Here is a 17,635-nt window from a genome sequence, read left to right as displayed (position 1 = left end):
AGCTGTACCTGATGGCTACGCGCCTACGCGCGCAGCTCTGAGCTGGCTGCGGCGGACCTTGCCTGCGTCGTCCCTGAGTGGTTCGTCGACGTATTCGATGCTGCGCGGCAGCTTGTAGGTGACCAGGTGTTCGGCCAGGTGTTGCATCAGGTCGTCGTGTGGGGGTGGGTTGTGTGGGTCTTTGGGTTCGATGATGGCGTGGACCGTGTTGCCCTTGTCTTCGTCCGGTAGGCCGATGACAGCCGAGCTGGCCACACCGGGGTGGAGGTTGATGGCTGCTTCGACCTCGGCGGGAAACACGTTGGCTCCGCCGACCAGGATCATGTCGCTGCGCCGATCGTTCAGGTACAAAAAGCCGTCCTCGTCGAGCGAACCGATGTCGCCCAGGCACTCCCAGCCATCGCGTTCCTCGGTGTCGGCGCCGATGTAGCGATAGGTGGGCCTATCACGGCCCACCGGTCGCATCCATACCTCGCCGATCTCGCCGGGCGGCAGGTCGTTGCCGTCCTCATCACAGATCTTGAGCTCGCCGCTGATCGGCTGGCCCACCGTGCCCGGACGCTTCGCCCACTCGGTTCCCTGAACCACCGTGAAGCACTGTCCCTCGGTGCCTCCGTACAACTCCCACAGGTTCTCGGCACCGATCCATTCGATCCACACCTGCTTCAACCACTTCGGGCACGGCTCGGCCAGGTGGAAGGCGGTGGTGATCGACGAGATGTCGTAGCCGAACTTGACGTCGTCTGGCAGCTTCCAGATGCGCTGCATCATCGTTGGCACCAGGTAGATCGAAGGTGCCGAATACTGCTGGATCGTCGCCAGCGTTTTCTCGGCGTCGAAGCGGCGCAACAGTGCCACGTGCCCACCCGCCAAGATGGTCAGCCACGACCAGATGAACGGGCCATTGTGATAAAGCGGCCCCGGCATCACCATCGTCTGGTCTGGCAAAGCGCCGATGACTGCGCCCAACCCGGCGATGTTCTCTGTGTACAGCGACGGGTCGCCGCTGACGATCAGCTTGGGACGGCCCGTCGAGCCGCCGCTGGTCGGAGCCTTCCACGCCGCTGACACCGCGTCGGGCAGGGGCGAGCTATTGGGCGGGATGGCCTCGCCGTGGGCGATCGAAGGGCGCCCTTCGTACTGGTGGCCCACGACCACGGCCGAGTCGGCCAACTCGACGATGGCGTTCAGCTCGGCCTCGGGTAAACGCGACGAAACCGGCTGAGGCGTGGCACCGATCTTCCAACAAGCGGCACAGGCGATGTAGAACTCGAACGAATTGGGCGAGGCGATCGTGATGAACGAGCCGGCTTCGGCGCCCAACTCGACGAACCGATGCGCCATTGCGGTGGCCTGGGCATCGAGGTCGGCGAAGCTCAACACCTCGCCCTCGAGCGTGACGGCAGGCTGGTCGCCACGGTTTTTCGCGTGCTCGGCCAAGACGGTGGCAAAGCTCGGTGGTTGATTCATGGTTCCCCCTTCGACCCCAAGACGCTAGCCGCCGAGGCGCTCTGTATTCGATGGCTACGCGCTTGGGCGCTCCGCTGTATTCGATGGCTACGCGCCGAGGCGCGCAGCTCTGAGCTGGCTGCGGCGGACCTTGCCTGCGTCGTCTCTGAGTGGTTCGTCGACGTATTCGATGGTGCGCGGCAGTTTGTACGTGACCAGGTGTTCGGCCAGATGTGCCATCAGCTCATCGGTGTCTGGGACGGTGCCCGCTCGAGCCGGCTGGATGATCGCGTGAATTCGGTTGCCCTTTTCTTCGTCTGGCAGACCTATGACAGCCGAGCTGGCTACGCCGGGGTGGAGGTTGATGGCTGCTTCGACCTCGGCGGGGAACACGTTGGCTCCGCCGACCAGGATCATGTCGCTGCGCCGATCGGCGAGATACAGGTAGCCGTCGGTGTCCATCCAGCCGATATCGCCCAAACAGTCCCAGCCGTCGCGGGTTTCGGCCTCGGCGCCGATGTAGCGATAGGTGGGAGTGTCACGGCCCACCGGTCGCATCCACACCTCGCCGATCTCGCCGGGTGGCAGGTCGTTGCCGTCTTCGTCGCAGATCTTCATGGTGCCAGGCGTCGGCCGGCCGACCGATCCGCGGTGCTGCAGCCACTCCGAGCCGCTGATGAACGTGGCGGCCTGTCCCTCGGTGCCCCCGTACAGCTCCCACAGGTTGTCGGCGCCGATCCATTCGATCCACACCTCCTTCAACCACGGCGGGCATGGCTCGGCCAGGTGGAACGCTCGCCGCATCGACGAAAGGTCGTAGGCGAACTTGACGTCGTCCGGCAGCTTCCAGATCCGCTGCATCATCGTGGGCACCAGGTATACGGCCGTGGCGTTGTGGCGCTCGATGGCCGCCAACGTCTCGACCGGGTCGAATCGGCGCAGCAGGGCAACATGGCCGCCCACCAACAGAGCTCCCCACATCCATATGAAAGGGCCGTTGTGATAGAGCGGCCCCGGCATCACCATCGTTTGACCCGCGGCGGCGCCGATGCGTTCGGCCCGCCCCGCCAACGCTTCGCTGTAGATCGCGGGGTCGCCGGCGACGATCAGCTTGGGTCGACCCGTCGAGCCGCCGCTCGTCGGTGCCTTCCACGACGGGCTTGCCACATCTGGCAACGGCGTGTCGTTTGCGGCGATGGTCTGACCGTGGGCCACGAAGGGTCGTCCGGCGTACTCGTGGCCCACGACCACGGCCGAGTCGGCCAACTCGACTATGGCGTGCAGCTCGGCCTCGGGCAGACGCGACGACACCGGCTGGGGAATGGCCCCGACCTTCCAAGCCGCAGCGCACGCCAACACGTACTCGAACGAGTTGGGCGACGCGATGGTCACGAACGAACCCTCTCGGGCCCCCAGTTCGGCCAGGTGGTGAGCCATGTGAGTCGACCAGCGATCTAGTTCGCCAAAGGTCATCACCGACCCGTCGTCCAGCGTCACCGCCGGCTGCTGGGCACGCCTCGAGCCGAGCAGGCCTATGACCGCCGGGAACGTCAGCCCGACCAGATCGTCCACCGTTTGGGCGTGGCCTTCCTGGTCCATCAGCGCAGCGCCGATCCGGTCGAGCGCTTCAGGAACCGCCCATGACCGGGCCGTCCGAGGTAGTTGCGGTCTCTGACCACCCACGAGCCTCGGCTCATGACACTTCGCGCCTGGCCTGTCACTTCCATGCCCTCCCAAACCGAGTTGTCGATGTTCATGTGGTGCTGGTCGACGCCGAGGCGATGGGTGACCTGTGGGTCGTACACGACGATGTCGGCGTCGGCACCCGCAGCGATGACGCCCTTGGTGCCCTGCAGCCCGAAGATCTTCGACGGTGTGGTCGAGCAGACATCGACCCATCGGGTCAAAGAGATCTGGCCCTGCACGACCCCTTGGTGCAGCAGATCCATGCGGTGTTCGATGGTGCCGAGGCCGTTGGGTACGGCCCGGAAGTCGTCGACGCCCAGCAGCTTCTCTGCGTCGCAGAACGGGCAATGGTCGGTCGATACGACAGACAGGTCGTCGGTCGACAAGCCCGTCCAAAGGGTGTCCTGGTGGTGGTCGGCCCGGCTGCGCAGCGGGGGAGAGCAGATGTGGCGCAGCCCGTCGAGACCGTCGCGATCGAGGTGTTCTTCCAGCGACAGGTACAGGTATTGGGGGCAGGTCTCGGCGAAGACGTTCATACCCCGATCGCGAGCGGCCACAACCTCGGCCAGTGCATCTGCGGCCGACAGATGCACGATGTACAGCGGTGCCCCCGCCACGGTGGCCAGGGCGATGGCACGATGGGTGGCCTCGCCCTCCAGCACCGCGGGCCGGGTCCGTCCGTGCCACACCGAACCCGTCCGGCCCAGGCTGGCGGCCTGGTCTCGCAACACGTCGATGGCGATTCCGTTCTCGGCGTGCATCATCACCAGGGCGCCCGTTTCGGCGGCGACCTGCATGACTCGCAGGATCTGCCCGTCGTCTGAGTAGTAGGCGCCCGGGTAGGCCATGAACAGCTTGGCGCTGGTGATGCCCTCGTCGATGGCCGTGCGCAGGTCCTTCAACGACTGGTCGTGAACGTCGCCCATCGACAGGTGAAAGCCATAGTCGATCGCGCAGCGGCCAGCCGCCTCGGCGTGACGCTCTTCGATGGCGTCCATCACCTGGGTGCCCTTCAGCTGACCCACGAAGTCGATGACGCTGGTGGTGCCACCCCATGCCGCGGCGGCGGTGCCGGTCTCGAAGTCGTCGCTGGAGGTCGCCTCGGGCGTCATAGGGAGTTGAAGGTGGACGTGAACGTCGACCCCGCCCGGAATGACGTAGCAGCCCAACGCGTCGACCACCTCGACATCCCCACGGGCGGCCGATTCGGCTATCTGAGAGCCAGGCGCCAGTACCGCAGCGATCTTGTCGCCCTCGACCAGCACATCGGCGAGACCCGATCCGTTCGAATTGACGACCGTTCCTCCGGTGAACAGTGTTGCCATGTGGCGACTGTATCCCCGGCTCGGCGGTCGCTCGAAGTGCGGCTGCATCGGCCGGATGTTCCGGCCCTCGTAGGCGGTGCAACACTTTGTTGAAGCGACGTAGGCTGGGCAACGTGACCGTGACTCAACCGATGCCTCCCGACGATGCTGCTCGCGCTTTGGGCGTGAGTCTCGAGATGGTCGATGCCGACGTCCGCGACCGTGCCGTGCAGCGCTTTCGCGAGAATCAGATCAGGCTTCCGACCTTTGCCGAGCTGGCAAACCCCGACACCATCCCCGCCGATGTTCGCGAGGCCTTGGCGGGTGTCGACCGCGACGGCCCCGATCCACGCAACCTGTTTCGTGTTCACTGGTACAACAACCGTCAAGGCGGCATCGTCGATGTCCCCGAGCACATCGAGCTGCCGTCCGAGCTGACCGGGGTCGACGCCCGAATCGTGCTGGCTCTGGGCAACCGGTTTCCGATGATCAACGCCCACAAGGTGCAGGCCGCGTATGCGTGCCTGGTGCCGTCGATAGTCACCGGCCGTTTCGACCCCACCTCCAGCCGCGCCATCTGGCCCTCGACCGGCAACTACGCCCGCGGCGGTGTCGCGATCAGCAAGATCATGGGGTGCCGCGGCGTCGCCGTGTTGCCAGAAGGCATGAGCCGCGAGCGCTTCGAGTGGCTCGACCGTTGGCTCGACGACCCCAACGACGTCATCCGCACCTACGGCACCGAGAGCAACGTCAAGGAGATCTACGACGCCTGCAACGAGCTCGAGAAAGACCCGACCAACGTCATCTTCAACCAGTTCAGCCAGTTCTGGAACCACCTCGGCCACTACTGGCTTACCGGTCAGGCCCTCGAGCACCTGTTCGAGCACGTGACCGCCGACTCGGTGGGTGCCCGCTTGGCAGCGTTCGTCAGCGCGTCCGGGTCGGCCGGAACCCTCGGAGCAGGCGACTATCTGAAGGACACCCACGGGGCTCGCATCGTGGCCGTCGAGGCGCTCGAGTGCCCGACCATCCTCTACAACGGCTTCGGCGAGCACAACATCCAGGGCATCGGCGACAAGCACATTCCGCTGATCCACAACGTCACCAACACCGACATCGCCATCGCCATCAGCGACCACTCGACCGATGCCCTCGACGCCCTGTTCAACAGCGAGGCCGGACGCCGCTACCTGATCGACAGTGTCGGGTGCAGGCCCGAGTTGGTCGACTCGCTGGTGCACATGGGCTTTTCGTCCATATGCAACACCCTCGCCGCCATCAAGACGGCCAAGCACCTGCGCCTGACCTCCGACGACGTCATCATGACCGTGGCCACCGATGGCGCCGAGATGTACCGCAGCGAACACGAGGGCTACATGGCCAGCCACCACCCCGACGGCTACACGGCCGTCGAGGCGGCGGCCGACTTCGCCGGCCATCTGGCCAACGTCGACACCGCACATGTGATGGAGATGGGGCAGATAGAGCGCGACCGCGTGTTCAACCTCGGCTACTACACCTGGGTCGAGCAGCAGGGCACCGGCTTCCCCGAGTTCGAGGCCAGGCGCAGCCAGACCTTCTGGGACAACCTGCGCCCGCTGGCGGGCGATCTCGACGAGCTGATCACCGAGTTCAACCAGCGGACCGGCCTCGGGTGAACTCCGACAAAGGTCTCGGGCCGCCGGCCAACCCCTTCGTTCGCTATCGGCGGATGCTGCATGCGCACGAACGCTGGTTGGCCGTTGGCGGCACCGACGCCGAGTTCGTCGAGTTGGTCGAGTCGCTCGACGCGGCCATCGGCGGTGTCGAGGGGCACGGCTTCGTGGTCACCCCGGTGGCCCAGCAACCTGCTTTGGCCGCTGCTGTTGCAATGCCCGACTCGGCGAGGCTGTGGGTCAAAGACGAGACGAACAACGTCGGCGGATCGCACAAGGCCAGGCACCTGTTCGGGCTGCTTCTGCACGCCGCGGTCGATGCTCGCTTGGGACGCGATTCATCGACCGAGCTCGCCATCGCCAGCTGTGGCAACGCCGCGTTGGGCGCTGCGGTGGTCGCCAAGGCCGCGGGCCGCCGGCTGCGGGTGTTCATACCGGTCTGGGCCGACGAGGTCGTGGCGTCGATGCTCGACGATCTGGGCGCCACCATCGAACGTTGTGAGCGGCGCGAAGGCGAGGCCGGAGATCCTTGTTATCTCCGGTTTCTCGAGGCGGTCGACGCGGGCAGCGTCGCGTTCTCGGTTCAGGGCACCATCGCGCCCGCCACGCTCGATGGCGGCCGCACCATCGGCTGGGAGTTGGCCGAACAACTGGCTGCAGCTCAAGGCCGTCCGGCACGACTCAACGCGGTCAGCGTTCAGGTGGGTGGCGGGGCCCTGGGCGCCTCGCTTGCGGCCGGACTCGCCGACGGTGTCGAACAGGGCTGGTTGGCGGCCATGCCCCGGGTCTCGACGGTGCAAACCGTGGCGTGCGCCCCGCTGCAACGCGCCTATCGTCTGCTGGCCGACGTCGAAGATCCGCAGGCTGCGATGCAGGCCGATCCGGGCCGGTTCATGTGGCCATGGGAAGACGTCGGCACCAGCGCAGCCAGCGGAATCCTCGACGACGTCACCTACGACTGGCTGCCCCTGACCCGAGCCATGCTCGAGACAGGTGGCACAGCGGTCGTGGTCGACGAGCCCACGGTGGTGCGTGCCCACCAGTTGGGCCGCGAGTTGACCGGTATCGACGTGTGCGCCACCGGCACGGCGGGCCTCGCAGGTCTGCTCAGTGGCGGGGTTCGCGTCGACCCCAACGACGACGTGGCCGTCCTCTTCACCGGTCACCAGCGGTGAAATCGTCGACATGATCCGAGTTCGCGTTGCCGTGCGCTTGGTTCCTTTGTCACGGCAGTGTGAACAAATGATCGGTCGTCTCGCTTCGTGCCCAACCCGGTTGACAAACTGTTGAGGGAGGTCGACGCTGTGGAAGTGACACCATTCACCCTCAACGGCCGGCCGGTTCAGGTCGGCGAGCACGAGCACCTACTCGCGGCCTTGCGCGACGAGCTGGGAATATTGAGTGTCAAGGACGGCTGCTCGCCTTCGGGGCAGTGCGGGTGCTGTGTGGTCCACATCGACGGCAAGGCCGTCGTGTCGTGCCAGCAACCCCTCGACAAGATCGAGGGCAAGTCGGTTGTGACCCTCGAAGGTCTCGACGGTCAGGAACGTGACCGCTACGCAGGCGCCTTTGCGGCCACGGGTGCGCTTCAGTGCGGGTTTTGTACGCCGGGCATCATGATGCGAACCAAGTACCTGGTCGACAAGGACGGCACCGCTTTGACCCGCGAGAAGGCCGCCCGCCACCTGGGCGGCCACCTGTGTCGTTGCACCGGCTACACCAAGATCCTCGACGCGGTGGAATCGCTGGCAAAGGGCATGGAACCCGAGCAGGTCATTGCCGAGAACCACGTCGAGATCGCGACCGGCTTGGGTTCGAGATCCATCAAGTACGAGGGCCGGCAACTGTCGCTTGGTGACAAGCACTATGTCGATGACATGGCCGTCGCCGGAATGCTGCACGGAGCGGTCAAGCTCGCCGACCACGCCAGGGCCGATGTGTTGGCCATCGACACGTCGGCTGCCGAAGCCGTACCAGGCGTGGTTCGGGTGTTCACCGCCGCCGACGTGCCGGGCGAGCTGAGAACCGGACTGATCCACCTCGATTGGCCGGCGTTCATTCCAGTGGGTGGTCGCACCAGCTACCTGGGCGACGTGTTGGCGTTTGTGGTCGCCAACGACCGGCCCACCGCTCGCCGCGCCGCGCAGCTTGTCGAGGTGACCTACGACATCCACCAGCCCTTCACCGATCCGCATGTGGCGCTGGCGTCCGACGAGGACGCCGTCTGGGGTCTCGAAGGCAATCAGCTCAGTCGATCCGCCTATTCGCGGGGCGATGTCGAAGCTGCGCTCGCAGGGTCGGCCCACGTGGTGTCCGAGAGGTTCCAGACCCAGCGGGTCGAGCAGGCTTTCCTCGAACCCGAATCGACACTTGCGGTGCCAGACGGCGACGGCCGCCTGACCGTGTACTCGGGTGGCCAGGGAGTGTGGGACGACCGCAACTCGTGTGCCCGGCTGTTGGGTGTCGACCCCGACCACATCGTGGTGCACCTGGTGTCCAACGGCGGCGCGTTCGGCGGCAAAGAGGACATGTCCAACCAGGGCCAGACCGCGCTGGCGGCCTGGCTGCTGGGGCATCCGGTCAAGACCACCTTCTCGCGCGAAGAATCTCTCCTGGTTCACGCCAAACGTCATCCGATCTGGATCGACCTCGACGTCGGATGCGATGCCGATGGCAATCTCACCGTCGTCCGCGCCCGGATGATCGGCGACTCGGGGCCCTATGCCTCGGTGGGAATGAAGGTGCTCGAGCGTGCTGCGGGCCATGCAACAGGTCCCTACGCCGTGCCCAACGTCGATGTCGAGGCCATAGCGGTACGTACGAACAACCCGGTGTGTGGTGCCTTCCGCGGCTTTGGTGCCAATCAGGCCCAGTTCGCCATGGAGGGTGCCCTCGACCGATTGGCCGACGCACTTGGAATCACCGGCTGGGAGATCCGCAGCCGCAACGTGGTCGAACCCGGAGTGGTGTGGGGCCCAGGGCAGATAATGGACGACGGATGCAAGGGCGCCCGCTCGTGCCTCGATGCGGTCAAGCCGGCATACGACGCCGCCATGGCAGCGGGCAAGGCAGTCGGCCTGGGCCTCGGCCTCAAGAACTCGGGGCTGGGTAACGGCTTCCTCGAGATCGCCAGGGCGGTCGTTCACTTCCGCGACGACGGCATGGTCGAGGTCAGGCACTGCTGGACCGAGATGGGGCAGGGCGTTCACACCGTTGCTCTGCAGGTGGCCGTGGCCGAGCTGGGTATCGACCCCGGGCGTATCGAGGTTCACGTGGACACCACCCGCGAGCTGGGCGCCGGCCAGACCACGGGCAGCCGCGGCACCGTCATGGCCGCGGGTTCGGTCGCCGACGCCTGCCGCAACGCTGGCCGACGGCTGCCGGGTGGGGGTCGACTACGAGGGCGAGTACCGCATCGACTGGACCAACAAACTCGACGATCCGGTCGAGAACCCCATCATCCATTCGACCTTCGGCTACGCGGCGCAGGTGGTCATCGCAGATCCCCAGAGCGCGCAAATCGAAAGGGTCGTAGCCGCCCACGACGTGGGGCGCATCGTCAACCCGCTGTTGTGCGAGGGCCAGGTCGAGGGCGCTGTTCACATGGGCCTGGGCTATGCCCTCAGCGAGGAGTTCCCCAACGACGAGCTGGGACGCCCCACCAACATGACCTTGCGCAGTCTCGGCATCATCAGACCAAAGGACATGCCAGAGGTCGAGGTGATATTGGTCGAAGACCCCGATCCGAACTCACCGTTCGGCATCAAGGGGGTGGGCGAGATTGGCCTGGTGCCAACCGCCGGTGCCGTCGCCGAGGCATACCGCAAGGTCGACGGGCAGTGGCGCAACCGGCTGCCCCTCGACGTGCATCAGCCGATAGGTGGCCAGTGGTGAGCACAGACTTTGCACAGGCGATTCCGATGGCCACGACACCGGGGCTCGTGTGTGCGCATCATCATCTCTATTCGGCGCTGGCCAGGGGCATGCCCGCCCCACCGCGCACACCCGCGACATTCGCCGAGATACTCGAGCTGGTCTGGTGGCGTCTCGACATGGCGCTGGACCTCGAGTCGATTCGATGGTCGGCAAAACTCGGGGCGCTCGAGGCGCTGCTGGCGGGCACCACTTGCATTATCGACCATCACGAGTCGCCCAACGCCATAGAGGGAAGCCTCGACGTGATAGCCGAGGCATGCGCCGAGGTCGGGGTGCGGGTCGACTGCGCGTACGGCGTCACCGACCGGCACGGGCCCGAGGGTGCTCGCTCCGGACTGGCCGAGAACGAGCGTTTCCTGCGCGCCGGCGGGCGGGGACGTGTGGGTGTGCATGCGGCTTTCACCTGTTCGGACGAGACGCTCGAGGCCGCGGCAGGCTTGGCCCAAGACCTGGGTGTCGGAGTGCACATCCATGTCGCCGAAGGCGTCGAAGACCTGGCCGCGGGGGCCCGCCTGGAAGCTCTGGCGGCCGACGACTGGCTGATGGTTCACGCGGTGCATCTCGATCGTGATCTGCCCGGCACCATCGCGCACAACCCGCGTTCCAACATGAACAACGGTGTCGGTTATGCCCGCCCGTACGACCGGCCCAACCGTGTGGTGTTGGGCACCGACGGAATTGGCGCAGACATGCTCGACGAGTTTCGGGTCGCCTATGTGCGACATCGCGAGCAAGACCGCACCGCCTCGCCCGAAACCGCTTGGTCGTGGCTCACCAACTCGTACGACCTGTTTCCCGAAGCACTGAACGACGAGGTCGTGTGGAGCTACACCAGCTCCGACCCCTGGCATCTCGCCTTCACCACCAATGTGCACCCGATCAGGGTCACCATCGATGGTGAGGTGGTCGTCGACGAAGGTCGGCCCACGCGGGTGGATGCGGACGAGATACGCGCCAAGGCCGCCGAACAGGCCCGGCGCTTGCACCAGAAGATGGAGACGATGTGACCGAGACCCAATCAGTGGCGATGTACCTCCAGGACGCCCACCCCATCCGCGACGCGATGGAGTACGTCAAGTACGCCGAGGCGAAGGGCTTCGATGCCGTGTATCAGGCCGAGAGTCGCCTGGTGCGCGAGGCCGTGGTTCCAATGGCTGCCTTCGCTGCGGTCACAGAGCGCATTCACATCGGATCGGGTGTGGTCGCCAGCTGGACGCGCAACGCGGCCCTGCTGGCCTCCACATTCTCGACCCTCGACGACCTGGCTCCCGGGCGCGCCATTCTGGGCATCGGCGCATGGTGGGACCCGCTGGCCAAGAAGGTCGGCATCGACCGGGTGCGACCGCTGAAGCAGATGCGCGAGATGGTCGAGTCGGTCAGGGCCCTGTTGAACGACGAGCACGTCACGTATCAGGGCGAGTTCGTTCACCTCGACGGTGTCGAGCTCGACTATGTGCACCAGGAGCGCAGGCCCAAGGACGTACCCATCTACATAGGTGCCACCGGGCCCAAGATGATGGAGTTGGCGGGCGAGATCGCCGACGGCGTGGTGCTGAACTATCTGGTGTCGCCCGACTACAACAAGCGGGCCATGGAACAGTTGGCCACCGGTGCCGCCAGGTCTGGGCGCACGGTCGACGACCTGGCGCGGCCACAGCTGATCGTGGCCTCGGTCGCCGACAGCGATTCGCCCCAAGACCGCAAGGCCGCGCTCGATGGTGCCCGCCTGCTGGTCACGCAATATCTGGGCCAGCAGCCCCACATCATGAAGGCGTCCGGTGTGCCCCAGAAGGTGCTGGACGATGTCGGGTCTGTGCTGACCTGGCCCGCCACACACGACCAGGTCGTGGCTGCGTCGAAGTACGTGCCAGACGACATCGTGCAGATGATCTGTGCTGCTGGCACCGCCGACGAGTGCCGCGAGAAGGTGGCCGGCTATATCGCCGACGGCTGCACCCAGCCGATCCTGTACCCGCTGGGCCCCGACCCGCGAACCATGATCGACGCCTTCGCCGACTGGAAGCTCTGACGTGGACCAACCGGTCGACCTGTTGGTGAAGGGCGCCGATCTGCTGGCCACCGTCGACGCCGAGCGGCGAGAGTTGCCCGGCGGATGGGTTGCCATCAGCGACGGCATGGTCGTAGGGGTGGGTGGCCCTGGCGCCGAGCCAAGCGCCGAGCGAACCATCGATGCCGCCGGATGCCTGGTGACCCCGGGGCTGGTCAACACCCATCATCACCTGTACCAGAACCTCACCCGCGCCTACGGTCCGGCGCTCGATGGCAACCTGTTCCACTGGCTGAAGACCCTTTACCCCAAGTGGGCCCGCCTCGATGAGGAGGCCGCGTACATCTCGGCGTGGGTAGGTCTGGCCGAGCTGGCCGAGTCGGGGTGCACCACATCGACCGACCACCTCTACGTGCACCCGGCCGGCGGTGGCGACCTGCTGTCGGCCGAGATCGCAGCCGCCACCGAGCTGGGTTTTCGATTCCACCCCACCCGTGGGTCGATGAGCCTGTCCGAGAAGGACGGCGGCTTGCCACCCGACTCGGTGGTGCAGGACGACGACACGATCCTGGCTCAGTCGCAGGAGGCCGTCGAACGCCATCACGACCGCAACCACGGCGCGATGGTGCGCATAGCGCTGGCTCCGTGTTCGCCGTTCTCGGTCACCGCCGAGCTGATGGCCCGCACTGCCGAGCTTGCCGAGCGCCTGGACGTCAGGCTTCACACACACTTGGCCGAAGACATCGACGAGGACGACTTCTGCATCGAGATGTTCGGGGTGAGGCCCATCGACCACTTCGAAAACGTCGGATGGGGTAGCGACCGTTCGTGGATTGCCCACTGCGTGCAGCCCGACGACTCCGAGATCGCCAGGCTGGGCGCATGGGGCGTGGGGGTTGCCCACTGTCCCAGCTCGAACATGATTCTGGGTACGGGCGTTGCGCCCGTGGCCAAGCTCCGCGCCGCCGGCGCGCCAGTGGGCCTGGGCTGTGACGGCTCGGCCTCGGCCGATTCGGGCAGCATGTGGACCGAGGCGCGCAACGCCATGCTCAGCGGTCGGCTGAAGGGGTTTCTGGACGGCTCCAGGTCGCTGATGTCGTCGCGCGACGCGCTCGAGATGGCAACCACAGGCGGCGCAGCTTGTCTGGGCCGCCAGGGCGAGCTGGGCGAGTTGTCGGTTGGTGCCGTTGGTGACCTGGCCATCTGGGCGCTCGACGGGTTGCAGTTTGCAGGCGCTCTGTCGGACCCCATCGAGGCCTGGCTGCGGTGTGGGCCCACCAAGGCTCGCACCACCATCGTGGCCGGGCAGGTCATAGTCGACAACGGCCTGTTGGTGAGCTCGGCGGTCGAAGAGCGCCTTGCCCAGCATCGCAGCGTCGCCCAGGCCTTGCAGCGATGAAGCCATAGCAGGACGTTGTGGAGATGACCCCAGACCATCCTCTACGCCGGGCTCTGGAGCCTGTGGCAGATGCACTTGGTGCAGTACTGGTCGAACCGATCGAGATGCAGCCTGGCGACATCCCACTGAGGTGGCAGGGCGAGGTGGTTGGCGGGTTTCGCCAGCCGGGCCTGCACGATGCCCTGGAGCGGTTGCTCGACTCGCTGGAGGTCGAATACGGATCGCCACTGGCAGATCTCGACAGGGAAGACAAACAGGCGGTCGTGGCCCGGCTCGACGATCTGGGGGCATTCGTGATCCGCAAAGCCGCCGAGGACGTCGCCGATCGGCTAGATGTCAGCCGGTTCACGGTCTACAACTACTTGAACGCTCGAGACACGACGCCCAACAATCGGGAGCGGCGATGACCAACAAGAGGCTCAAGCTGGAACTAACAATCGAGCCGTTCGTCGACGCCAATCCGGGCCCCCATGTGGTGGCTGCCATCGAGGCTGCAGAAGAAGCCGGCCTGGAGGTCGCTGTTGGGCCCTTCGGCACCACAGCTGAGGGAACCGACGCCCTTGTGCTGTCGGCGATGTCGCACATCACCGGCGCCGCGTTGGCCACCGGAGCAACACGGGTGACCCTTCAGGTCACCGAGACAGCTATCGATCTCGCCTGAAACCTGCGGCGCCAGCGCGTTTGCAGACCCTCAACCGGTGAGCCGGGTGGAGGGGCACCCGACTCACCGGTGAATTCACATCGAGCGGCCCGAGCAGCTGGCCGGGGTGCACGCCAGGCTGGGCCATTCGATGGTCGGAACGTCGCCCGTGGGGTTCGACGGCTCCTCGACGGGGGCAACGGTCAGGCCGTCGGCGGTGACGAACGAGGCGCCGAACCCGTATGTGGGGCGCAGCCCTCGCTTGCCCGACGGCGCCGGTGCGACAGTCGTGGGCGTGCTGGGGTTGGGGCCCGACCCGATGGTGGTGGTCGTGGTGTCGCCCGGACCCGGCGTGCCGGGCTGGGTGGTGTCAGGGGCGCCCGGCTGGGTGGTGGGCGTCGGCCCGTCCACGACGGTGGTGGTCGGTGAGTCTCCCAGCACGGTGGTGGGTGTGGGCCCGCCTACCACGGTGGTGGGCGAGGTGCCGTCTGTGGTGGGTGTGGTGCCCGCCTGGGTCGTGGTTGTGACACCATCGCCGCCGTCACCAGGTGTACCGGGCTGCCCATCGGGTGTGCTGGACGGAGTGGTGGTGCCTGGAGTGTCGCCACCGCCAGGCGCGTCACCCGGATCGCTTCCAGCGACCGTTGTTGTCGTAACCGCCGACCCGGTATAGGTGAAGGCGTCCTCCATCAGCAGCACGATCGAAGAATCGATGCGCAGGCTGATGTCGACCGCTCCTGGCTGTGTTGCCACCGGGATGGGTACCAGCAGGTAAGACCGGCTGGCCACCGTGGGTGTCACCTCGACGCTGCCGAAGAACACGCGTGGTGTCGATGGGAACATGCCGGTGATGCCGGCGTAACCGCCCGACACGCCCACGGGGGCCGAGTTGGGGGCGACGGCGGTTATCTCCCACACGCCGTTGCGGTTGGGCTGGGTCGTTGTTGTGGTTGGGCCCGTTGTCGACGACGTGGTAGCCAAGGCCGTCGTGGGCACCACGCTGGTGGTGCTCGACCCGGGTGTGGTGGTGCTGACCGACGTGGTCGACGGCGAGCCGAACACCGTGGTGGTGGTGTTGCCCGGAACCGTGGTGGCAACCGAGGTGGTCGACGTCACGCCCGGCTGGGTGGTGCTGGTGGGCCCGTCGGTGGACGGCACCGTTGTGGTGGTGGTCGATGTCGTCGGTGTCCAGTCCCAGCCGTCGCGGAAGCGATCGGGAACCCGGTCACGGGCCGGAGGCGGGATGTCGGGAATGGTGCTCGACGGCGTGATGCCCGGCGGACGGTTGCCGCGGCGGCCGCGGTCGCGGTCTTCGCGGTCGTCGTCGTCACGGTCGTCGTCGTCACGGTCGTCGTCGTCACGGTCGTCGTCCTCGATGGTTGTCGACGGCGAGCCCGCGATGGTCGTGGGCGATTCTGCGATCGTGGTCGTCGTCACGCCCGCTTCGGTCGTGGTGGTGGGACCATCGGTAGCCGGTGTCGTGGTGTCGGGCACCTCTGGCGCCGGCGCGACGTCGAAGAACAGCATCGACGGGGGCGCCAGGATCATCGTCGGGTCGTCTGCGGCAACCGCCTCGACGATCAGTGCATAGGACCCTGCGGGCAGCTTGGTGCCCAGGTCGATGCGGCTGCCCTCGGTGGCCGCGCTGGGGTCGGCTATCAGCGAGGTGTTACCCGACAGGGCGAACAGGGCCTGGCCGTTCGTCAGGGTGTCGACGCCGTTCACCGAAATAGGGTGCTCGAGTACGCCGTGCGCCTGGCCCTCGACAGCGGTCAGCAGGCGTGCCTCCCAGCGGAACTCCTGGGCGGCGAAACCCTCGACGTCGTTGACCCGGATGTTCAGGCTGGCGTCGATGTCGGACCCGGCATTGAGCGAGTGAAGGCCGGTGGCCTCGACCCGCACCGGGTCGATCGGGGTTGCCGAATAGAGCGCACCTACATTCAGGCGTCCTGCATTGCGTGCGCGTCCGTCCAGCGACGGAACCGGATCGGCACTGGCGACCAACTGTTCGATCGCTTCGGCCGGCGAGCCCGCCAATCCATCGCCGTACAGCAGCGCCACAGCGCCCGCGAACATCGGCGCAGCCATCGACGTGCCGCTGGCGTATGACCAGTTGTTGCCGAGGGTTGCCGAAAGGATGCGGCTGCCCGGTGCTCCCAGAACCACCGTCTGGGCTCCGTAGTTCGAGAAGCTCGAGCGGCTGTCGGCGTAGTCCGTGGCGGCGATGGTGGCGACATTGTCGTAGTAGCGCCCGAACGAAGCGGGCCAAACGTACTGGGTGTCGACGTCGACGTTGCTGTTGCCGGCGGCGGCGACGATGACGACCCCGTTTGCGCGCGCGTACTGCACGGCAGCTTCGACTGGTGCCAGGTATTCGCGTGGCACACCGGGGTTGGTGCCGACGCTCATGTTGATGACGTCGGCGCCGTTGTCGACGGCATAGCGGATGCCGGCGGCGAAGGCGCTGGTGTAGCCGCGTCCCTGCGAATCGAGGATTCGGACGTCCATGATCGTGGCGTTGGCCGCCATACCGACCACTCCGACGTTGTCGTTGGAGGCGGCGATGATGCCTGCGACGTGGGTCCCGTGGAAGTTGTTGTTGCCGTCCCACGGTGAGGCGTCGTTGAACATGAAGTCCCAACCGTGGCAGTCATCGACGTAGCCGTTGGCGTCGTCGTCCACGCCGTTGCCACAGTTCTCGTCGGTGTTGGTCCAACGGCGCGATCCCAGGTCTGGGTGGCCGAAGTCGACGCCCGAGTCAAGCACGGCAACCACGATTCCGCTTCCCCGGCTGGACGTCGCCCAGGCGTCAGGGGCATCCACGTCGGCATCGTCGACATAACCCGAGTCCTGCCCGGTGTTCTCGAGACCCCACTGGTATGCGAAGTACGGATCGGTCTCGAAGGCTTCTGTGGGTTCGTCGGGGTTGACCGTCAGACCCACCATGGTGCCGATCTCGTCGGCGTTGCGGGTGGTGGTGACGGCGATCGTCTGGTCGTCGATCTTGCGGACCTCGACCACCTCGGGGTCTGCCTCCAGCTCGGCGATGACCGCGTCGATGCCGGGGCCTTCGTCGGTCTCATCGGCGGTGAGGACTATCGACGAGCCGTCGGGGTACGTGGCGACCAGCTCGCCGTCGACATTCTCGATGACGGCGCTGTCGTCTTGGCCGTCGAGAACGCCGAGGTCGACGCCCTCCTCTGTCAAGAACTCCGAGGTCGAGGACACGGTCCTGGCTTCGGGTTCAGCCGGAACGTCCACCAGCAGACGGTTGTAGCCGTCGTCGACCGGCGCGCCAGGTTCGTACACGCCCGAATCGTCGAAGTTCTGCGCGGGCGCTGCGGCCGCCTGCGGCTCACCCCCACGAAGACCGGTCGCCAGGTACATGCCACACAGGCAGACGACGACGAAGGCCACGAACCCAGGTGTTCCCTTGAGCTTCTTCACGATTCCACTACTCACTCCCACGGCCCGCGACGGGGACAGCTCGGTCTCCATCGGCGCGACTGCGGTCGGGCTTGAGAGCGAGATGGCGCAGATCGATGCGCGTATGAGCGT

General features: G+C 66.2%; 11 protein-coding genes. 7 read left to right on the top strand and 4 right to left on the bottom strand.

Annotation, left to right across the window (positions count from 1 at the left end):
- Positions 1–15: 15 nt before the first annotated feature.
- The 3 genes from R2770_13805 to hydA form a co-directional block, all read right to left on the bottom strand.
- Complete coding sequence (locus tag R2770_13805) at positions 16–1,470, bottom strand: AMP-binding protein (GenBank protein ID MEZ5281531.1); 1,455 nt, start codon at positions 1,468–1,470, stop codon at positions 16–18.
- A gap of 87 nt (positions 1,471–1,557) precedes the next feature.
- On the bottom strand, positions 1,558–3,048 hold the full coding sequence (locus tag R2770_13800) for an AMP-binding protein (GenBank protein ID MEZ5281530.1): 1,491 nt from the start codon (positions 3,046–3,048) through the stop codon (positions 1,558–1,560).
- On the bottom strand, positions 3,048–4,460 hold the full coding sequence (gene hydA, locus R2770_13795; protein MEZ5281529.1) for a dihydropyrimidinase: 1,413 nt from the start codon (positions 4,458–4,460) through the stop codon (positions 3,048–3,050). Before hydA ends, R2770_13800 begins: the two co-directional genes overlap by 1 nt.
- Positions 4,461–4,573: 113 nt before the next feature.
- Between hydA and R2770_13790 the strand changes: the two genes are divergently transcribed.
- The 7 genes from R2770_13790 (at position 4,574) to R2770_13760 (ending at position 14,098) form a co-directional block, all read left to right on the top strand.
- Positions 4,574–6,097, top strand: coding sequence for a pyridoxal-5'-phosphate-dependent protein subunit beta (locus R2770_13790; protein MEZ5281528.1), 1,524 nt, complete (start codon positions 4,574–4,576; stop codon positions 6,095–6,097).
- Positions 6,094–7,269, top strand: coding sequence for a pyridoxal-phosphate dependent enzyme (locus R2770_13785; GenBank protein MEZ5281527.1), 1,176 nt, complete (start codon positions 6,094–6,096; stop codon positions 7,267–7,269). Before R2770_13790 ends, R2770_13785 begins: the two co-directional genes overlap by 4 nt.
- A gap of 135 nt (positions 7,270–7,404) precedes the next feature.
- Positions 7,405–11,037 (top strand): molybdopterin cofactor-binding domain-containing protein, encoded by a 3,633-nt coding sequence (locus R2770_13780; GenBank protein ID MEZ5281526.1) that lies wholly within the window; start codon positions 7,405–7,407, stop codon positions 11,035–11,037.
- Positions 11,034–12,059, top strand: coding sequence for an LLM class flavin-dependent oxidoreductase (locus tag R2770_13775; GenBank protein MEZ5281525.1), 1,026 nt, complete (start codon positions 11,034–11,036; stop codon positions 12,057–12,059). Before R2770_13780 ends, R2770_13775 begins: the two co-directional genes overlap by 4 nt.
- A gap of 1 nt (position 12,060) precedes the next feature.
- Positions 12,061–13,437 (top strand): 8-oxoguanine deaminase, encoded by a 1,377-nt coding sequence (locus R2770_13770; protein ID MEZ5281524.1) that lies wholly within the window; start codon positions 12,061–12,063, stop codon positions 13,435–13,437.
- A gap of 23 nt (positions 13,438–13,460) precedes the next feature.
- The gene (locus tag R2770_13765; protein ID MEZ5281523.1) at positions 13,461–13,844 is read left to right on the top strand and encodes a helix-turn-helix domain-containing protein; all 384 of its coding nucleotides are present in this window, start codon (positions 13,461–13,463) and stop codon (positions 13,842–13,844) included.
- A complete protein-coding gene (locus tag R2770_13760) occupies positions 13,841–14,098 on the top strand; it encodes a thiamine-binding protein (GenBank protein ID MEZ5281522.1) in 258 nt (85 codons plus the stop codon). The genes R2770_13765 and R2770_13760 overlap by 4 nt, the downstream gene beginning before the upstream one ends.
- A gap of 75 nt (positions 14,099–14,173) precedes the next feature.
- Here the strand turns inward: R2770_13760 and R2770_13755 are convergent, their stop codons facing one another.
- Positions 14,174–17,524 (bottom strand): S8 family peptidase, encoded by a 3,351-nt coding sequence (locus tag R2770_13755; GenBank protein MEZ5281521.1) that lies wholly within the window; start codon positions 17,522–17,524, stop codon positions 14,174–14,176.
- Positions 17,525–17,635 lie beyond the last annotated feature (111 nt).

It is taken from the genome of Acidimicrobiales bacterium (assembly GCA_041394185.1).
Taxonomy (GTDB): Bacteria; Actinomycetota; Acidimicrobiia; order Acidimicrobiales; family Poriferisodalaceae; genus JAAETH01.
This window is presented reverse-complemented; position numbering and strand designations above follow the sequence as displayed.

What these genes read in the sequence shown, in the direction of transcription:
- R2770_13805 (MEZ5281531.1), bottom strand. Translation starts at nt 1,470, where the DNA reads ATGAATCAACCACCGAGCTTTGCCACCGTCTTGGCCGAGCACGCGAAA.
- R2770_13800 (MEZ5281530.1), bottom strand. Translation starts at nt 3,048, where the DNA reads ATGGACCAGGAAGGCCACGCCCAAACGGTGGACGATCTGGTCGGGCTG.
- hydA (MEZ5281529.1), bottom strand. Translation starts at nt 4,460, where the DNA reads ATGGCAACACTGTTCACCGGAGGAACGGTCGTCAATTCGAACGGATCG.
- R2770_13765 (MEZ5281523.1), top strand. Translation starts at nt 13,461, where the DNA reads ATGACCCCAGACCATCCTCTACGCCGGGCTCTGGAGCCTGTGGCAGAT.
- R2770_13760 (MEZ5281522.1), top strand. Translation starts at nt 13,841, where the DNA reads ATGACCAACAAGAGGCTCAAGCTGGAACTAACAATCGAGCCGTTCGTC.